This window comes from Bacillus sp. LNXM12-1, assembly GCF_003004375.1.
Lineage (GTDB): Bacteria > Bacillota > Bacilli > Bacillales > Bacillaceae > Bacillus.
Map to the genome: position 1 here is coordinate 1,278,170 of NZ_PVWX01000001.1, position 17,814 is coordinate 1,295,983.

The 17,814-nt window shown below is 40.8% G+C and carries 17 protein-coding genes; 10 read left to right on the forward strand and 7 right to left on the reverse strand.

The window, feature by feature from the left end:
- Window positions 1–69 precede the first annotated feature (69 nt).
- The 4 genes from ytfJ to sppA all read right to left on the reverse strand — a co-directional run bounded on the left by ytfJ (window position 70) and on the right by sppA (window position 2,879).
- Window positions 70–522, reverse strand: a complete 453-nt coding sequence (ytfJ, locus tag C6Y07_RS06715; RefSeq protein ID WP_003216488.1) for a GerW family sporulation protein — start codon at window positions 520–522, stop codon at window positions 70–72.
- 14 nt (window positions 523–536) lie between these two features.
- Window positions 537–1,226, reverse strand: coding sequence for a DUF2953 domain-containing protein (locus tag C6Y07_RS06720; RefSeq protein ID WP_223249898.1), 690 nt, complete (start codon window positions 1,224–1,226; stop codon window positions 537–539).
- 115 nt (window positions 1,227–1,341) lie between these two features.
- Entirely contained in the window at window positions 1,342–1,863 is a 522-nt protein-coding gene (locus tag C6Y07_RS06725; RefSeq protein WP_034661878.1) for an RDD family protein, read from the reverse strand.
- A 14-nt stretch (window positions 1,864–1,877) separates the two neighbouring features.
- Complete coding sequence (gene sppA / locus C6Y07_RS06730) at window positions 1,878–2,879, reverse strand: signal peptide peptidase SppA (RefSeq protein WP_060596993.1); 1,002 nt, start codon at window positions 2,877–2,879, stop codon at window positions 1,878–1,880.
- Between the two features lie 445 nt (window positions 2,880–3,324).
- On the opposite strand from sppA, the gene C6Y07_RS06735 reads away from it, so the two are divergent.
- The 8 genes from C6Y07_RS06735 to C6Y07_RS06770 all read left to right on the forward strand — a co-directional run bounded on the left by C6Y07_RS06735 (window position 3,325) and on the right by C6Y07_RS06770 (window position 11,687).
- A complete protein-coding gene (locus C6Y07_RS06735; RefSeq protein WP_003216672.1) occupies window positions 3,325–4,128 on the forward strand; it encodes an NAD kinase in 804 nt (267 codons plus the stop codon).
- 99 nt (window positions 4,129–4,227) lie between these two features.
- Window positions 4,228–5,670, forward strand: a complete 1,443-nt coding sequence (locus tag C6Y07_RS06740; protein WP_060596994.1) for a DEAD/DEAH box helicase — start codon at window positions 4,228–4,230, stop codon at window positions 5,668–5,670.
- Between the two features lie 189 nt (window positions 5,671–5,859).
- On the forward strand, window positions 5,860–6,915 hold the full coding sequence (gene desA, locus C6Y07_RS06745) for a Delta(5) desaturase DesA (protein WP_060596995.1): 1,056 nt from the start codon (window positions 5,860–5,862) through the stop codon (window positions 6,913–6,915).
- Between the two features lie 116 nt (window positions 6,916–7,031).
- Complete coding sequence (locus C6Y07_RS06750; protein WP_060596996.1) at window positions 7,032–8,168, forward strand: sensor histidine kinase; 1,137 nt, start codon at window positions 7,032–7,034, stop codon at window positions 8,166–8,168.
- Window positions 8,165–8,764, forward strand: a complete 600-nt coding sequence (locus C6Y07_RS06755; RefSeq protein WP_060596997.1) for a response regulator transcription factor — start codon at window positions 8,165–8,167, stop codon at window positions 8,762–8,764. The genes C6Y07_RS06750 and C6Y07_RS06755 overlap by 4 nt, the downstream gene beginning before the upstream one ends.
- A gap of 198 nt (window positions 8,765–8,962) precedes the next feature.
- Entirely contained in the window at window positions 8,963–9,883 is a 921-nt protein-coding gene (locus C6Y07_RS06760) for an iron-hydroxamate ABC transporter substrate-binding protein (protein WP_066030557.1), read from the forward strand.
- Window positions 9,884–9,993: 110 nt separating this feature from the next.
- Window positions 9,994–10,683, forward strand: a complete 690-nt coding sequence (locus tag C6Y07_RS06765) for a response regulator transcription factor (RefSeq protein ID WP_148660152.1) — start codon at window positions 9,994–9,996, stop codon at window positions 10,681–10,683.
- Window positions 10,683–11,687, forward strand: coding sequence for a sensor histidine kinase (locus C6Y07_RS06770; RefSeq protein ID WP_060596999.1), 1,005 nt, complete (start codon window positions 10,683–10,685; stop codon window positions 11,685–11,687). The genes C6Y07_RS06765 and C6Y07_RS06770 overlap by 1 nt, the downstream gene beginning before the upstream one ends.
- Window positions 11,688–11,757: 70 nt before the next feature.
- Here C6Y07_RS06770 and C6Y07_RS06775 read toward each other — a convergent pair whose 3' ends face one another.
- Together C6Y07_RS06775 and C6Y07_RS06780 are read right to left on the reverse strand one after the other, a co-directional pair.
- Window positions 11,758–13,011 carry an FtsW/RodA/SpoVE family cell cycle protein gene (locus tag C6Y07_RS06775; protein ID WP_106036961.1) on the reverse strand — a complete coding sequence of 418 codons (1,254 nt, stop codon included), beginning with the start codon at window positions 13,009–13,011 and terminating at the stop codon, window positions 11,758–11,760.
- On the reverse strand, window positions 13,002–13,346 hold the full coding sequence (locus tag C6Y07_RS06780; protein ID WP_060597001.1) for a PadR family transcriptional regulator: 345 nt from the start codon (window positions 13,344–13,346) through the stop codon (window positions 13,002–13,004). The genes C6Y07_RS06775 and C6Y07_RS06780 overlap by 10 nt, the downstream gene beginning before the upstream one ends.
- Before the next feature lie 323 nt (window positions 13,347–13,669).
- On the opposite strand from C6Y07_RS06780, the gene C6Y07_RS06785 reads away from it, so the two are divergent.
- Window positions 13,670–14,431, forward strand: a complete 762-nt coding sequence (locus C6Y07_RS06785) for an ABC transporter ATP-binding protein (protein WP_012010889.1) — start codon at window positions 13,670–13,672, stop codon at window positions 14,429–14,431.
- Entirely contained in the window at window positions 14,421–16,358 is a 1,938-nt protein-coding gene (locus C6Y07_RS06790) for an ABC transporter permease (RefSeq protein ID WP_060597002.1), read from the forward strand. Before C6Y07_RS06785 ends, C6Y07_RS06790 begins: the two co-directional genes overlap by 11 nt.
- Window positions 16,359–16,398: 40 nt before the next feature.
- Here C6Y07_RS06790 and C6Y07_RS06795 read toward each other — a convergent pair whose 3' ends face one another.
- Window positions 16,399–17,751 carry an amidohydrolase family protein gene (locus C6Y07_RS06795; RefSeq protein ID WP_106072603.1) on the reverse strand — a complete coding sequence of 451 codons (1,353 nt, stop codon included), beginning with the start codon at window positions 17,749–17,751 and terminating at the stop codon, window positions 16,399–16,401.
- Between the last annotated feature and the right edge of the window lie 63 nt (window positions 17,752–17,814).

A 17,814-nucleotide genomic window follows, 5' to 3' on the forward strand; every position in this document is an offset into this window, starting at 1 on the left:
GAAAGCAAAAAACTGCAAAGCCTAATCGTCACTTTTGAAAAAAAAGTTAACTGCAGCGCAGCTAACTTTTTAAAGGTCTATGTCATCTAGTTTTCGTTCTTTATGACGGTTCTCCCGTTCATCCTTCTTAAACATGTGCTGAAGACGTTCAATTGCTTGAGGAGCAGAATCCAATATTTTATCAAGCAGATGTGTATGTTCATCCAAATGAAGCATTCGAACGCCATTTGTTCCGACAATTAAGAAGGCGATTGGTGTAATAGACACACCTCCGCCGCTTCCTCCGCCAAATGGGAGTCTCGGTTCTTTTCGTTCTTGATCATCAGAACGTTTTTCTTTCTTTTGGTTCCCGTTAAATTCACTGCCTCCAGCTGCAAATCCAAAACCAACCTTCGACACAGTAAGAATGACACTGCCGTCAGGGGTTTCGACTGGATCGCCAATGATCGTATTCACGTCTATCATTTCTTTTAAGTTTTCCATCGCTGTCTTCATAAGACCTTGGATTGGATGATCTGCCATTTTCGGGTTCCTCCTTAAACAGATGATTCATTCTTCGTTGCTTGAAGAGAGGCATTTTTTCTCGCCTTTCTTCCTTTTAACCAATGGACAAGTAAACGAATGGCTGCAAGCATAGCATGTCCAATACGAAAATAAGCTATACATGTAAACTGGGTTTGAGACACATTATGCTGAAAGGCAGGAATGACTTCATATACCGGTTTATGCTTAAAGGTGAGATGCTCCTGCATAAAGGCAAGCAGTGCTCCTTTGACTGACCACACACCGCCGGCTGCTACACCTGTTAAAGCGGCGTCATGAAAGCCGATCCATGTTGACCAGTGAAACGATACAATTCTGATGTGAATGAAGAATTTACGCATGATCCGGTTTAAATCGACGATCTCTTTTGTGATGCGCTCCATTTGATGAAGGATTTGCTTCATATCACGTTTTCCCACTTTTTGATGTATGGATTCTTTTTCGTGACTAGGGGTTTTGGCGCTCGCCATTTTCTTTTCACGTATATCAATCGTTTGATCTTCTGGATTGACCCTCACCATCGGAATGTCTTTTTTGAGTCTGATGATTCCATATAAGGTGATGATCTTCAGTGCAAGGTGGTCATTGTCATTTGCATGTGAATAATCCAGTGAAATGGTTACTTTCATGAAGATCAATAAGATCCCAAGGAACAAAAAAGCTGCGATCCAAACGTAAAGCACTGTGCTCACTTCCTCCATAACAAATGATGCTTCTCTACGATTATGGCTCTCATTCTGGATTTTATACCCAATCATGAAAAAAGAGTTTGACCGGTACCCGGCCAAACTCCTCTGATTATACGTTTGCTTCTGTTTTTTCATATAAATGTTCATGGACGACCACCGTATCGGCAAAGTAATCATGAACCCCTTGCTTTTTCGGTGAGAACCCAACGACAGCATAGAGAACAAAGAGCGTATTAATGTAGCGACCTACAATCTCTCTAAAGAAAATGACATCCCATGCCAGCTTCTTCTCAGGCTGAAGCGAGACCACTTTGATCCCAAACACCATTTTGCCGAGTGTTTGTTGAAAGATTTTCGTCATGATGGCGAAATAAAGCAGGAATACAATCGTCGTTGTGACGGAGAATGGAGAAAACCATCCTCCTCCTTTGGACCAGCCAAACAGACTAAAGATTGGAGAAACCGTCAAATGGTTGACACCCCAGACGACGAGCCAATCAAGAATAAACGCCCAAAACCTAATCCAAAAGCCTGCAAACGCCTGTGCTTCAATCACTGCACGTTTCGCAAGAGCCGGATTCGATTCTTCTTGGCTGCGGCTTTCGGTTACTTCATCGAATGTAGAATCCATCTATGATCCCTCCTTTATTTTGAATAGAGATACATCGGTTTAGACCCGTTTGAGCCAGCCAGTGTTTCTTTTAGATTGAGAAAATCAATTTCACTTTTAAAGAGTTTGCTTGCGCTCATATTGAAGAGAGAGTTCCAGCCAAAGCTTTGAGAATAGCTGATCACTGTCGCTCCTTTTAACCCTTTTTCATTTTTCTTCATTGCTTTGATTGCATCTTCATAATATCCTAGCTCATCGACTAATCCGTTCGATTTCGCCTGTGTTCCGTCATAGACCCGGCCGTCAGCAATTTTCTTGACGTCCTGTTTTGACATGCCGCGTCCTTCAGAGATGACTTTGACAAACCCTTCATACGAGTTATCAACCATGCTTTGCATGATGTCGCGCTCATCTTTTGTCATATCACGATTTGGTGACATGATGTCTTTAAATTTTCCGCTCTTAATTGTTTCGTATTTAATACCTAAATTATCCGCCAGCTTTGAATAGTTCAAGCTTTGCATGATCACACCTAACGATCCTGTTAATGTTTCAGGTGAAGCAAAGATTTTCTTGGCTGGAGTTGATACGTAGTAACCGCCAGAAGCTGCCATTGAGCCCATGGAGACGTAAATCGGCTTCTTCGCTTTTTTCACTTCTTCTAATTTTTTATGTATTTCCGCACTTTCATAGACACCGCCGCCAGGAGAGTTGACGCGCAGCAGTACACCTTTTACTGAAGCATCATCTTTCGCTTTTTCTAGTTCCTTGAGGAATGCACGATGATCATATCCTTCTCCGCCTAACAGACTTGATGCGCCGCCATTATCTTGAATGGTTCCATTAATCTCAAGAACCGCAATTTTCCCAGCACCGCTTCCATCCTCTAGTACCTTTTCTTCTATTTCATCCCCAAATTGATAGCTCATTTTATTGTCATTGAAGTTTTCGAACAAGGCCATCGTGACACTTATCACAATTGAAAATCCGAAAACACCTAGTGCAATGATTAACGCTACCCATCTTTTCGCATTCATCTTTTTCTCCTCCTTTTTGTCTCTCTTCATTGATACGAATATTCACATGAAATGTTTCACAGGAATTGTGGTTTTTTTACATTTCATTTCATCATATGATAGCACCTCTTTTCATTCACGATCAACTTTACATCGTCTCCTTTGAGATGCGCATGACGAAAAATTGGCTTTTTTATCCTCCCTCTGCACCTAATAGGCTAGTTCTACACCACAACGAAACACCTAAACCACTCTTTCATGAGAAAGAAGCTATTCAATTATGCTCAAATCCTGCCCTTTTCGAATCCCTTACATTGACTCATTTCTAAAAACGAATGCCTTCATCATGCAGGTTTTTCTAATGTTTTTACTTTCATATGAAAAAAGTGTAAAATGTGAGCAAGGGTTCACATGTAAGCCCTTTATTATTGGAAAACTATTTTTGACAACAAAGGGGAGAACGTCAATGACAGACAATCGTCGCAATGTATTTTTCTTTTACAAAAAAGATCATGAATTGGATGGACACATTTCTTCTCTGGAGAAGCTCGCTACCGATCAAGGCTTTCAAGTCGTCAAGCGTGCAGAGGATGCCCATATTATTGCTTCAATTGGCGGGGATGGCACATTTCTTCAAGCAGTCCGCAAAACGAATTTCCGGGATGACTGCTTGTATGTAGGGGTATCAAAAACAGAGAATTCGCATCTATACTGCGATTTTTCATTAGAGCATTTTGATAAAATGATTGATGCCATGAACACTGAACAGATTGAAGTGAGAAAATATCCGATCATCGATGTAAGCGTTGACAGTACCAATCAGTTCCATTGCTTAAATGAACTGTCGATCCGCTCAAGCATTATTAAAACATTTGTGATCGATGTGTATATAGATGATTTCCACTTTGAAACATTTAGAGGAGACGGAATGATTATTTCTACTCCGACCGGCTCAACAGCCTACAATAAATCGGTAAACGGCGCCGTGGTTGATCCGATGCTCCCTTGTATGCAAGTCACAGAGCTTGCATCGCTAAACAACAACTCGTACCGTACACTGGGTGCTCCTTTCATCTTAAGCAGTGACCGCAAGCTAACGCTGAAGGTTGTGCAGGACGGAAACGACCATCCAATTATCGGGCTTGATAACGAAGCGCTTGGCACGAAACACGTCAAACAAATTGACATCGGCCTTTCAGGAAAAGTCATTAAAACAGTGAAATTAAAAGACAACTCCTACTGGGAAAAAGTAAAACGCAGATTCCTTTAATCAAAAGCTCCTTTATGGGGCTTTTTTTCATGTCTTTTCATTCACGGTCATGGTTATGGTATGATGTCACAAGTATGAATGTACGAAAAGGAGAACACGATGACATTACAACAATTTGATCAATATCCATTAAGCAATGAATTAAAACAAGCGCTAAAAGCACTTCACTTCCATACACCTACACCTGTTCAGCACGAGACATTATCCGTTGCTTTTTCAAAGCAGGATCTGATCGTCAAATCTCAAACTGGCAGCGGCAAGACCGCAGCCTATGGTTTGCCGATTTGTGAAATGGTCGATTGGGCTGAAAATAAACCTCAAGCCCTCATCCTCGTTCCAACACGAGAACTCGCCATGCAGGTCAAACAGGATCTCACAAGCCTTGGACGATTGAAACGAATCAAAGCCGCAGCCATTTATGGAAAAGCCCCTTTTCAAGCCCAAAAAGTAGAGCTTGCACAGAAAAACCACATTGTGTGCGGAACACCAGGCAGAATTTTGGATCACCTTGAGAAAGGTACTCTTTCATTAGAAAACCTCAAATTTTTCGTGTTAGATGAAGCGGATGAAATGCTGAACATGGGATTTATTGATCAAGTCTCTTCTATTATTCAGTATCTGCCGCCAAAGCGCATGTCAATGCTGTTTTCAGCGACCATGTCTGATGAGATGAAGAAATTGAGCGAACAGTTTTTACAATCACCAAAAGTGATTGAAATCGCACGCGCGGAAACGTCTGTACAACAAATCACCCACACCGTGATTGAAACGGAAGAAGAAGCAAAATTCTCCCTTCTTCAGCGTACGATCGTCATTGAAAATCCAGATAGCTGCATTATTTTCTGTAATACACAGGACAGAGTGAATGAACTCACAATGAAGCTGGACGAATGGGATGTGCCTTGTGACAAAATTCATGGAGGCATGAGACAGGAAGACCGCTTCGCTGTCATGGATGAATTCAAAAACGGTGAGTTCCGTTATTTGATCGCAACCGATATAGCAGCCCGGGGCATTGATGTCAGTGATATGACACATGTGATTCATTACGATCTGCCCTATGAAAAAGAGCGCTATATTCACCGAACAGGAAGAACTGGCAGAGCGGGGAAAAGCGGGAAAACCATTGCGTTTATGACCAAAAACGCAATGCCTCTGATTGATGAATTAAAGCAGGAAGCAGGTATTGATTTCCAGACGCAGCCTTATCCAACAAAGGAAGAAGCAGAGCAGTATGTAGAAAGCTTTGAAGAAAAGATTGAAACACCGATTCAAAAGGAAAATAAACAGGCAGGCGTTGAGAAGGATATTATGAAGCTTTATTTTAACGGCGGAAAGAAAAAGAAGCTGCGGGCCGTTGATTTCGTTGGGACCATTGCCAAAATAGAAGGCGTTGCCTTCGATGACATTGGGATTATTACCATTCAAGACACGAAAACATATGTCGATATTTTAAACGGCAAAGGCCCTCTTGTGCTGAATGCCATGCGCCATACAACCATTAAAGGCAAGCAGTTAAAAGTTCATGAAGCACGTTCATAAAAAGTGAAGGCTAAGCGCCTTTACTTTTTTATTTAAAATAAAATAAGCTTACAAACCTTGATACCGTCAGCCTTTCCGGCGTCCAACATGACAAATGTCATATCGAATACATGATGGGTGCTACTATGAGCATGACACCTTTCCTTCTATACTTTGAAGTAGAAAGAAACGGAAAGGACTTGAACGTTCATGACGACTTCAACAAACACACAGCAGCAAGCCACTTTAAGAAAACAAGTTGGCCAATTCTCTGGTGCTAATTCGAAAAAAAGTATCATTCAACTCTTTAATACATTTATTCCATTTTTGGGGCTTTGGTTTCTTGCCTATTATAGCCTGAACATCTCCTACCTTTTAACCCTCTTCTTTGCGGTTATAGCAGCTGGTTTTTTAGTACGTGTCTTTATTATTTTTCATGACTGCTGCCATCAATCCTTTTTTAAACAGAAACCGCTCAATCACCTGTTCGGTTTCTTAACAGGTGTACTCACCCTTTTCCCTTATCTTCAATGGCAAAGAGATCATTCGATTCACCATGCCACAAGCAGTAATCTAGACAAACGAGGTACTGGTGACATTTGGCTCCTGACAGTCAAAGAATATCAAGAAGCATCAGTATGGACGAAATTTCGCTACAGATTTTATCGTAATCCTTTTGTGATGTTTATTTTGGGACCGATCTTTGTTTTCCTGTTTAAAAACCGTTTCAACGTCAAAAATGCTCGTAAAAAAGAGCGCTGGAACACCTATTTCACAAACGTATCGATTGTTTTGTTGGCAGGAGCGACCTATCTCCTTTTTGGCTGGGAAGGTTTGTTACTTGTCCAAGGTCCAATCTTTCTGATTTCTGGATCAATCGGTGTATGGCTGTTTTATGTGCAGCATACGTTTGAGGATTCTTACTTTGAAGCAGATGAACATTGGAATTATGTGCAGGCAGCTGTAGAAGGCAGTTCTTTTTACAAATTGCCAAAACTTCTTCAGTGGTTAACAGGCAATATCGGTTATCACCATGTCCATCATTTAAGTCCGAGGGTACCGAATTATCATTTGGAGCATGCTCATGAGCATAGTGAGCCGCTTCAAAATGTTCCAACCATCACTTTAAAAACAAGTATTGAGTCAATGAAATTTAGACTTTGGGATGAAGAAACGAAAGCATTCGTTACCTTTAAAGAAGCACGGCAATCTAAGAAGATGACCGTCCCTGTCATTAAAGGAGACATTCTGAAGAAAAATGCATAATTGGTGCAAGCTCTTTCTTACACTAGAAGGAGCTTGTTGTCATTTACAGGATGCAACCATAAGTTGAATTTGATAAAGTAAGGAAAAAGAACGAAAACGGAAAAGGTGGCACACGGATGAAAAAACAGTTTAAAATTCAAAAATTGCATGGGATTTCTCCCTATATATGGGCCATTTTTTTCATCCTGCCCTTCTATTTTATCTTTAAGACCCCATCGACTTTAAGCATTGTGATCGGTATCATTTTAAACGTCGTCTTTTTTGCCGTCTATCGTTTTGCCTTTGTCTCAAAAGGCTGGGCTTTATATGTATTCGGTCTTCTATTGATTGCGATTTCTACTGGCTATGTGATGCTCTACAGCTACATTTATTTCGCTTTTTGCATCGCCTATTTCAATGGGCATATTAAAAGAAAAGTACCCTTTTATATCTTATACTATATTCATCTAGGGAGCGCTGCCATTGCGGTGAACTTTAGCTTGATTTTAAAAAAGGGATGGTTTCTCACACAAATTCCTTTTGTTGTGATCACACTCATTAGTGCCATTCTCCTCCCTCTCAGCATTCGAAGCAGGAAAGAACGTGAACGGCTTGAAGAGAAATTAGAAAATGCCAATGAACGGATCGCTGACCTTGTAAAAATTGAAGAAAGGCAGCGCATTGCACGTGACTTGCATGATACCCTTGGACAAAAGCTTTCTCTTATCGGTTTAAAAAGTGATCTTGCCCGAAAACTCATCTATAAAGATCCTGAACAGGCTCGTGCCGAGCTCAAAAGCGTCCAGCAGACAGCCAGAACGTCTCTGAATGAAGTGCGGAAGATTGTTTCCTCCATGAAGGGCATACGAATCAAAGATGAACTGTCGAACATACAGCAAATTCTCGAAGCAGCCGGAATTGAATTGATCTATGATGAAAAGGAAGCGCCAAAACACATCTCTCTTCTTAACGAAAACATTGTGAGCATGTGCATCAAAGAGGCAGTGACAAATGTCGTCAAACATAGTAATGCGACCATCTGTAAAATCACCATTCATCAAAAATCAAAGGAAGCCATCATCACCGTCGAGGATGATGGGACATTTAAAGGCGATTATCCTCCCTCTCAAACGAAGGGTCATGGCCTTTTAGGAATTAGAGAAAGATTGGAATTTGCAAATGGGCGCCTGCGTATTGAGACAAAGGACGGAACAAAGCTGATCATGAGTATTCCAAATGATTCAGCAGCAAAAGAAAAGGAGGGGATGAAATGATCAACATCTTTATCGCAGAGGATCAGCAAATGCTGCTTGGTGCGCTCGGTTCACTTCTTGATTTAGAAGACGATATGAAGGTAGTTGGGAAAGGATCGAATGGCCAGGATGCCATCGATTTTGCCAAAAAACACCCTGTTGATATTTGCTTAATGGATATTGAAATGCCAGGAAAATCCGGACTTGATGCAGCGGAAGAGCTCAAAGGAACAGATGTGAAAATCATCATTTTAACGACCTTTGCCCGCTCTGGTTATTTCCAAAGGGCGCTCAAAGCTGGCGTCAGCGGCTATATGCTGAAAGACAGTCCAAGTGAAGATCTGGCAAGTGCCATTCGCAGTGTGATGAAAGGGAAAAAGGTGTACGCCCCTGAATTAATGGAAGACTTATATAGTGACGAAAATCCTTTAACAGAACGAGAGAAATCGGTCCTAGAACTCGTCGCAGACGGCAAAAACACAAAAGAAATTGCTAAGGAACTCAGCATTAAAAGCGGCACTGTCCGGAACTACATTTCCATTATTTTAGATAAGCTAGAAGTGAAAAACCGCATTGAAGCCATTACACGCTCAAAAGAAAAAGGCTGGTTTAAATAAGAAAAAAGATCAGGACACATGTGCCTTGATCTTTTTTTCTACCAAAAATCCCCCTCTATTTTTTATCACCAACTATCAAAATGCAATTGACAACAGACCGCACTCCTATGATATGATATCCAAGTGATAATAATTATCATTATCACTCGTGCAATCAAATACCCGGCTTATGTGCCGATTTCAAAGGAGTCTACATTCATGAAGAAAATATTGTTCCCTCTGATGCTCATCCTTGTACTTGCGTTGAGCGCATGTGGCAATAGCAGCAGCTCTTCCTCAAATAAAGGAAATCAATCAACATCATCAGACAAGATTACATATCAATCTGAAAATGGCCCTGTGAAGCTGCCAGCGCATCCAAAACGTGTCGTTGTACTCGGTTCTTACACGGGTAATGTCATGTCACTAGGTGTGAACCTAGTCGGCGTCGACTCTTGGTCAAAAAAGAACCCTCGCTTCCAAAAGGAATTGAAAGATGTGGAAGAAGTGTCGGATGCCAATGTGGAAAAAATCATGAAACTAAAGCCTGATGTCATCATTGGCTTAAGCAATACAAAAAATGTAGAAAAACTAAAAAAAATCGCGCCAACAGTTTTGTTTACGTATAACAAAGTCGATTACCTTCAGCAGCATATTGAAATTGGAAAAGTATTAAACAAAGAAAAAGAAGCCAAAGCATGGGTAAAAGATTTTAAAGAACGCGCAGCTGAAGCTGGAAAAGAAATCAAAGCGAAAATCGGTGAGGATGCGACGGTTTCTGTGTTTGAAAGCGGCACAAAAGATCTTTACGTGTTTGGAGATGCATGGGGCCGCGGCACAGAAATCCTCTACCAAGAAATGAAACTAAAAATGCCTGAAAAAGTGAAAGAAAAAGCATTAAAGGCTGGCTACTATGCGGTTTCACAAGAGGTCATTCCTGAGTTTGCTGGAGACTATATGATCATAAGTAAAAACAGCGAAATGGACAATTCCTATCAAAACAGTGAAATCTACAAGTCCATCCCAGCTGTGAAAAAACATCATGTGTATGAGGCAAATGCAGAAGAATTCTATTTTAATGATCCGCTCACACTCGACTATCAACTATCATTCTTTAAAAAGCACTTTTTAGGTAAATAAATTGAAGCAAGGGAGCCCTTCCCTTGCTTTTTTCTTGTCTGCTTCTAGCGGCAGCGCTTTTTTTCCGCTACAATTACATACAAGCGAATACAAAAAGTGTGGTGCTGGTTTTGTTTAAAATTTTACTGATTGAGGACGATACAACCCTCTTCCAAGAAATCAAAGAACGTCTAGTAAACTGGTCCTATGATGTTTATGGGATTCATGATTTTCAACAGGTGATGCAGGAATTCACTTCTGTTCAGCCTGATCTCGTCATTATTGATATACAGCTGCCAAAATACGATGGTTTTCACTGGTGCCGAATGATTCGGCATCATTCAAATGTACCGATCATCTTCCTCTCCTCTCGTGACCATCCTGCTGATATGGTCATGTCAATGCAGCTCGGTGCCGATGATTTTGTACAAAAGCCCTTTCACTTTGACGTGCTCATTGCCAAAGTCAGTGCCGTTCTTCGCAGGGTACATGATTACAATGCAGAACCTGCAAGCTTAAAGGTATGGTGCGGCGCTACGATCGACCTAGAAAAAAACACCGTCACAAATGATCACGGTGAAGTGGAATTAACGAAAAATGAACTGTTTATTCTCAAGGAATTGATTCAGCATAAAAATCATATTGTCAGCAGGGAATCACTCATTCAAGCACTGTGGGAGGATGAACGGTTTGTCAGTGACAATACACTCACTGTGAACGTCAATCGCCTTAGAAAAAAACTAGATGAGATCTCCCTTGGCACCTACATTGAGACAAAAGTGGGCCAAGGCTATCTTGCAAAAGAAAAGGATGATCAATGATGCTGCAAGCATTTTTAAAAGAACGAAGAAGCTGGATCCTGTTCTTTCTTAGTTTGCAGCTCCTCATTCTGTTTGTTGCTTATCTGGATACGACCATTCCACTGGCGTCTCTTTTTTATATTGTGTTATTATCTACGTTTTTCATGATCGTCTTTCTCTTTTTCCGATATCGTAAAGAAACGGCGTATTATGAGCGGCTGAAAGAATGGGATGATCATATTGATCATCAAATGCGGCTCACTCCATCTTCCCCATTTGAACAGCTTGTACATGATGCGACGTCAGAGCAAATTGCCCGCTACCGGAAAATGGCAGCAGAACAGCAAATCGCCCTTGAAGAAGAGAAGGATGAATTGCTCTCATGGATACATGAAGTGAAAACACCTCTCACAGCGATGCACTTAATGATTGACCGCTTAACAGAGCAGCCGCTGAAATCGAATATGACGTATGAATGGCTCAGAATTCATTTATTACTCGATGCCCAGCTGCACCAAAGCAGAATACGTCATATCGAAAATGATTTATTTATTGAACAGCTGGACCTGCAAAGCATCTTAGCGAAGGAAATCAAAGCGCTCCAATCATGGTGCATGCAAAAAGGAATCGGCTTTGAACTCACGCTAGAAGAACGTCACGTATTAAGTGATACAAAATGGTTATCCTTTATGATCAGACAGGTGCTCACAAATGCAGTTAAGTACAGTCATTCGTCCGATATTGCCATTGAAAGCAAGCGAATGAATGACCAAGTGATGCTGACGATCTCAGATCAAGGCAGAGGGATAGATCCAAGAGACCTGTCTCGTATTTTTGAAAAAGGCTTTACCTCAACGAGACATCACAATGACACCGCCTCAACAGGAATGGGGCTTTATTTAACGAAAAAAGGAGCAGACGCTCTTCATATCAAGATCGAGGTCAACTCCACGATAGACCAAGGCACAACCTTCACCTTTATCTTTCCGAAAAAGAATGATTTTGTGCATATTGCGAGCATGTGACAAAACAGACGAATCAAAATCTCTTCGCATCTGGCTCACAAGCTAGTGCGAAGAGATTTAAGTATTTTATTTAAGAAATACTCCCCGCTTCTTGAGGAAAAATATCTCCCATCTGTCTACGTCTATAAATACTTAAAATCAGTCCAACAGCCATTAATTCTAGCAGAATATGAGAACCACCATAGCTCATGAAAGGCATGGCCAATCCCGGAAAAGGCAACAAGCCAAAATTTGTGAAAATACTTAAGGTAAATTTGGTTGCAAACACAGCTGCTAAACATGTCATTACCATTTTTCCATAAGTCAATTTCACTCCTTTTGCTGTATGAAATACTCTGTAAATAAATATAACAAACAACATGAGAGCCACCACTCCTGCCAACCACCCAAACGAATAAATGATATATGTAAACATCCAATCAGTATGAACCTCGGACATTGCAGAAGGAATGATTTGAAGCCCGTTTGAGCTGAATTCATGAACTGTATAAAAGTAAAGGCGGCTATCTCCTTGAAAAAGAGAAAATAATTCAACCACCAGATATAAACCACCTGCTGCTGCGAGCGGAATGATTTGCCTTAAACGTGCACTAGACACACACATCATCGTTAAGCACATGACAAAACAGATGATGGTCGCAGGAAGAAAACCAATTGCACTGATTAAAATAACTGGTAAAGCCATAATCCCCACTCCAAGCCAAGCTTTGAAATCATTCTCCCAATTCCAAGAGTGAAAAATACCTGCTAAAGAAACAGTCACAAGAAATGGTACAATCTCCGTCAGATTGATTGAGATATCGCTTAATCTTAAAAAAAGAATACCGTTTACTCTTATGCCAAAAACCATCGTCAGAAGCACCATTCCGAGCGTCCCGATGTACAAATGCCAAGAGTATTTCAATAAGCGCCGATAATCGAAAGAAAACAAAGCAAACATAAGCACTAGTCCAACTAAATAAAAGGCGAGACTTTTATAAAAAATATTCATGTCTTGTAGATTTGTAAACTCCGAATGAAACTGTAAAAAGTACATGACAAGCAGTCCGAAAGAACAAGCGGCTAACACAAGAAGAATCATTTTAAGATCCATTTGGGTTTTATGTGTTTCATGAAGCTGCGCTCCGAGAATGGCCGCATCCCCAATTTGTTCTATCGCTTGATCCACCGCCTCTTCTTCAGACATCCCAGCATTCATCGCTTCCTCTTTTAGCGTGTATAGATGATCCATAAGCTCAAGCTTTATATCCGTATGGACATCTTTATTTTTGATTCGTTTACAAACATTTTTGATATACTTCTCGAACTTTTTTTCTAATCCCATGCGATTTTCCCTCCGTTCAACACGCCATCGACTGCATTTTTGAAAACATCCCATTCTTCTTTCTTTTCCTTCATAAATGCTTTTCCTTGTTCATTTATTTTGTAATATTTTCTTTTCCGATTGCCATTCCCTTCGCCCCAGTAAGAGATAATGAATTCTTTCCCCTCCAAGTTGTGCAAAATAGGATAGATTGTTCCTTCTTTAAAGCTGAAAATCCCTTCAGACTTCTCCTCCAATGCTTTGATCATTTCATATCCATACATTGGCTTTTCATTTAACAAGCTTAAAATCAAGGTAGCTGTACTTCCCTTTAAAAGCTCTTTACTTACTTTCATTCCTGGTCACCCCTAATACATAGATTTACTATGCATACATTTGATATGCATAGCATACATGAATAAAATGACCATGTAAAGCTCCAAAACGTCATAATGCCAAGAAAAATCCAAGAAGATTGATACATAAGAATGAAAAACAGATAAAATGAATGTGTGATTAGCAGAAACGGAATTAAACAAAACTTGAGTACCGTTTAAAACAACAAGCATGTGACAACAATGTCACATGCTCGTCTGTTTTGTTCGCCAAATCGAAGGAAGTGCGGCGGGCTTCTTTTTATACTAGAGGTATCAATTAAATAGAAAAAGGGGATCGACAAATGAACATTTTAGAAGCTCGCAAAATATATAAAAGCTATGGAAATAAATTCAACAAACAAGAGGTGCTGAGCGGCATTGATTTGACCATTGAAGCCGGAGAATTTGTCAGCATTATGGGGCCATCAGGCTCGGGGAAAACTACCCTTCTAAACGTATTGTCCTCTATCGATCATGTATCCAGTGGATCGATTCGTATCGCAGATGCTGAGATGACACAAATGAAGGATCAGCAGCTCGCAGAATTCAGGAAAAAGCAGCTTGGCTTTGTCTTTCAGGATTATAACTTACTTGATACACTCACGGTCAAAGAGAACATCCTCTTGCCATTATCCATCTCCAAAACGCCGAAAAAAGAAGCTTTTGAACGTTTTCAACAGCTCGCGGAGGACATGGGCATCTATGAACTAAGAGACAAATATCCGAATGAACTCTCTGGTGGGCAAAAGCAGCGGACATCAGCGGTTCGTGCCTTCATTCATGAGCCGAGTCTGATTTTCGCGGATGAACCTACCGGAGCGCTTGATTCCAAATCTGCATCTGATTTACTCAATAAGCTGCAAGATTTCAATCGCAAACGAAAAGCGACTATTGTCATGGTGACACATGATCCTGTCGCAGCCAGCTATTCAAGACGCGTCATTTTTATCAAGGACGGACAAATCTATACTCAGTTGAATAAAGGTGCTTTAGAGAGAAAGATGTTTTTCGAGGATATTATGAAAACGCAAGGTGTCTTAGGCGGTGTGAAGCATGAACATTAATCAGCTCATCTTCCGTAACCTGAAGAAAAATTTAAAGAATTACTATTTATATGTGTTTGCTCTCGTGTTTAGTGTGGCGCTCTACTTTTCTTTTGTCACCTTGCAGTACTCACCAGCACTTGATGATGTAAAAGGGTCCATTAAAGGCGGTGCGTCGATTAAAGCCGCTTCGGTACTGCTCATTGCCATTGTTGGGATCTTCCTGTTATATGCGAACAGCATTTTTATTAAACGACGAGGGAAAGAAATAGGTCTCCTGCAGCTCATTGGCATGACGAAACAAAAAATTGCCAAACTGCTCAATGCAGAAAATTTCATCCTATATGTGTTCTCAATGGCTGTTGGCATCATAGCTGGATTTATCGGTTCAAAGCTCATGCTGATGGTGCTATTTAAAGTAACCGGCGTTAATGCCATCGCGCATCTGCATTTTTCAGGCATGGCCCTTCTGCAAACGCTCATTGTCTTTTTCATCATCTATGGATTAATTATGCTAAGAAATAGACGGTTTATTAGTAAACAGACAATTTTATCTTTGTTTAGAACCACGTCTTCTACAGAGCAGCGTGTGAAAAAGATCTCTGTGTTTGAAATCATCATTGGGGTTTTCGGTATTGTCTTGATCAGCTCAGGCTATTATATTTCTTCTCAGCTTTTTAGCGGCTCATATACGTCCATGCTTGAGTTATTTTCAGCAATGATTTATATTCTAGCCTCTGTCATTATCGGTACCTTTCTTTTTTATAAAGGCTCTGTTTCTTTCATTGCCAATATTGTACGGAAAAGAAAAAATGGCTATCTCGCCATTCATGAAGTCCTGTCTTTGTCATCTATTATGTTCCGATTAAAATCAAATGCACTGCTTTTAACGATTATTACAACCGTATCTGCACTTGCCATCGGGTTGTTATCTTTAAGCTACATTTCCTATTACTCAGCAGAAAAAGCGGCTGAACAACAGATTCCATCACATTTTGTCATGGGCTCAGAGAAAGAAGCCGATACCTTCACTCGTGCACTTTCTGACAAACATATTGCGTATGAAAAAAAGCAGTTCAAGGTCATTCAAGCGGATTTTGATGCACATAAGATCATGGATTCGGAATTACAAAGTTTGAATAAGAATCCAAGAGTCTTGACACTGCCTGTGATCAGTGAGAAAAATGCACCTAATATTCATGTAGAAAACAACGAAGTCATCTTAAGCGGCTACAGTGATTTATTGAAGAAATTCATGCCGATTCAAAGTTCAGGTGATGTGAAACTTCTCATCAAGAAGCCGCTTGATTTAAAAGTCATTGATATGAAGAAAGATTACATCATCTCTTACAAATTCACTTTTGGCGGTCTGCCTGTTGCCGTCGTCAGTCAAAATGTCTTTGAGAAGCTTGACCAGCAGAAAGATCCTAAACTGCAGCTTGAGAATAGTCAATATCATGCGGTCAATATAAAAGATGATAAAAATCTTGAACAAGCCAATGATGTGTTTACATCTTTAAAACTAGGTGACGACAGCATGTCTCAATTAGCTTCAGCTCAGCAGCAAAAGCAAACAATGGGACTGATGATGTTTGTGGTTGGATTTTTAGGTCTAAGCTTCCTTGTGACATCAGGCTGTATTTTATACTTCAAACAGATGAATGAAAGTGAAGAAGAACAAAGCTCGTACACGATCTTACGTAAGCTTGGCTTTACAGAGAAAGATCTATTAAAAGGCATTCGGCTCAAACAGCTATTTAACTTTGGGATTCCGCTCATCATCGGATTGCTGCACAGCTACTTTGCAGTACAGTCTGGCTGGTTTTTATTCGGCGGTGAACTGTGGACACCAATGCTCATCGTCATGTCGATTTATACGGTTTTATATTCTGTCTTCGGATTCCTATCTGTCCAGTATTACAAAAAGGTCATTAAAGAATCCTTGTAATCTATTCCCCATAGGCCGCTGTCTATGGGGATATGTTTGTTTATGATGGAGTTGATTCAAACTTGTGCGATAGAATATGATCTCTTGCCGCATAAGCTTTGCGTTTGACCTCTTCTAGGTTCACACCAACAAGCTTTCCGCTTCGTTTCACTGCTTTTCCAGCCACATAGACAGAATCAACATTTGAAGGATGTGCCGTTTGGACAACCGCTCCAGCCGGATCTGTCATCGGCAGAAGATTCATGCTTGTCCGGTCGATCAGGATGAAATCAGCTTCTTTTCCAGGTGTGAGTGAGCCAATTTTATGATCAAGCTGTAATGCACGAGCCCCATTGATCGTTGCAGCTTCAAGCATTTGATGAGCAGAAATCCCAAGTTCAGGTCCTGGCATGATTCCCTCCATCAGCAATGATTGATTTTGAAGCGCGCGCTCTGCCTGAAGTCCGAATTTCATTTGAGCAAACAAATCTCCGCCTGTCGCTGTTACCACATCTACACCGAGCGTTGGAAGAACACCTTGTTCAATCGCAAGTCCTGTTACAGGATAACCGTGACCCATCATCATCTCAATTTCAGGTGTAATAGATATGGAGCTTCCGCTGTCTGCCAGCATCTTCATTTGATCCGCATCGATTGCATTGATATGCACCATGTTGAGGTCAGGTCCGAGTAACCCTGCTTTGTGAAGCCGCTCAATCGAACGATCCTCCGCTCCCCAGTTCCCAAAGCCAATGTGCATACTGCATAGAGCATCTAGAGACCGGGCTGTTTCGATTTCAAATACTGAAGTCTCCCAAGAGGAAAACTCTGGTCCACGAATCGCAAGCCCCATCGTCAAGAGCTGATCTGATGATTGAAAATGCGCTTTTTTCACGCGTGCTGCGTCCTCCATATTGGTGAGCGTGCTCTCCCTATCCCAATACTCAGCATCTCCAGAAGAGCCAAAAGCAAAAACAGCTCGAATGCCCGCATCTTTTAATCCTCCGATCAGCTCTTCTGTATGATCCATTGAATTGATCATCGCCCAGTCTAAACATGTGGTCACTCCTGCATCTAACGCCTCTAATGCCCCTAAATAATTTGCGATTCGATCCTCGGATGGGCGTCTCATCGCACCATAGTTACCATAATAGATTTTGCTCAAATATGTCTGCAAAGACCAATCTGTGCCTATGCCTCTGATGACAGACTGCCACACATGACGATGTGTATCCACAAGCCCTGGCATGATCACCATATCGGACGCATCGACAATGTCAGCATCATTTGCTTCAATGAAAGGTCCGACCTCTAAAATGTGTGTCCCTTCAATTAATAAATCTCCTTTTTCTAAAAAACCTAAAGTTGGATCAAGTGTTAAAATCGCTGCATCTTTAAACAATGTTTTCTTCATCCATATCCCCCTTTTCAAATGACGAGGAAGAGTTCCCCCACCCTCACTGTCATTTTAAAACAT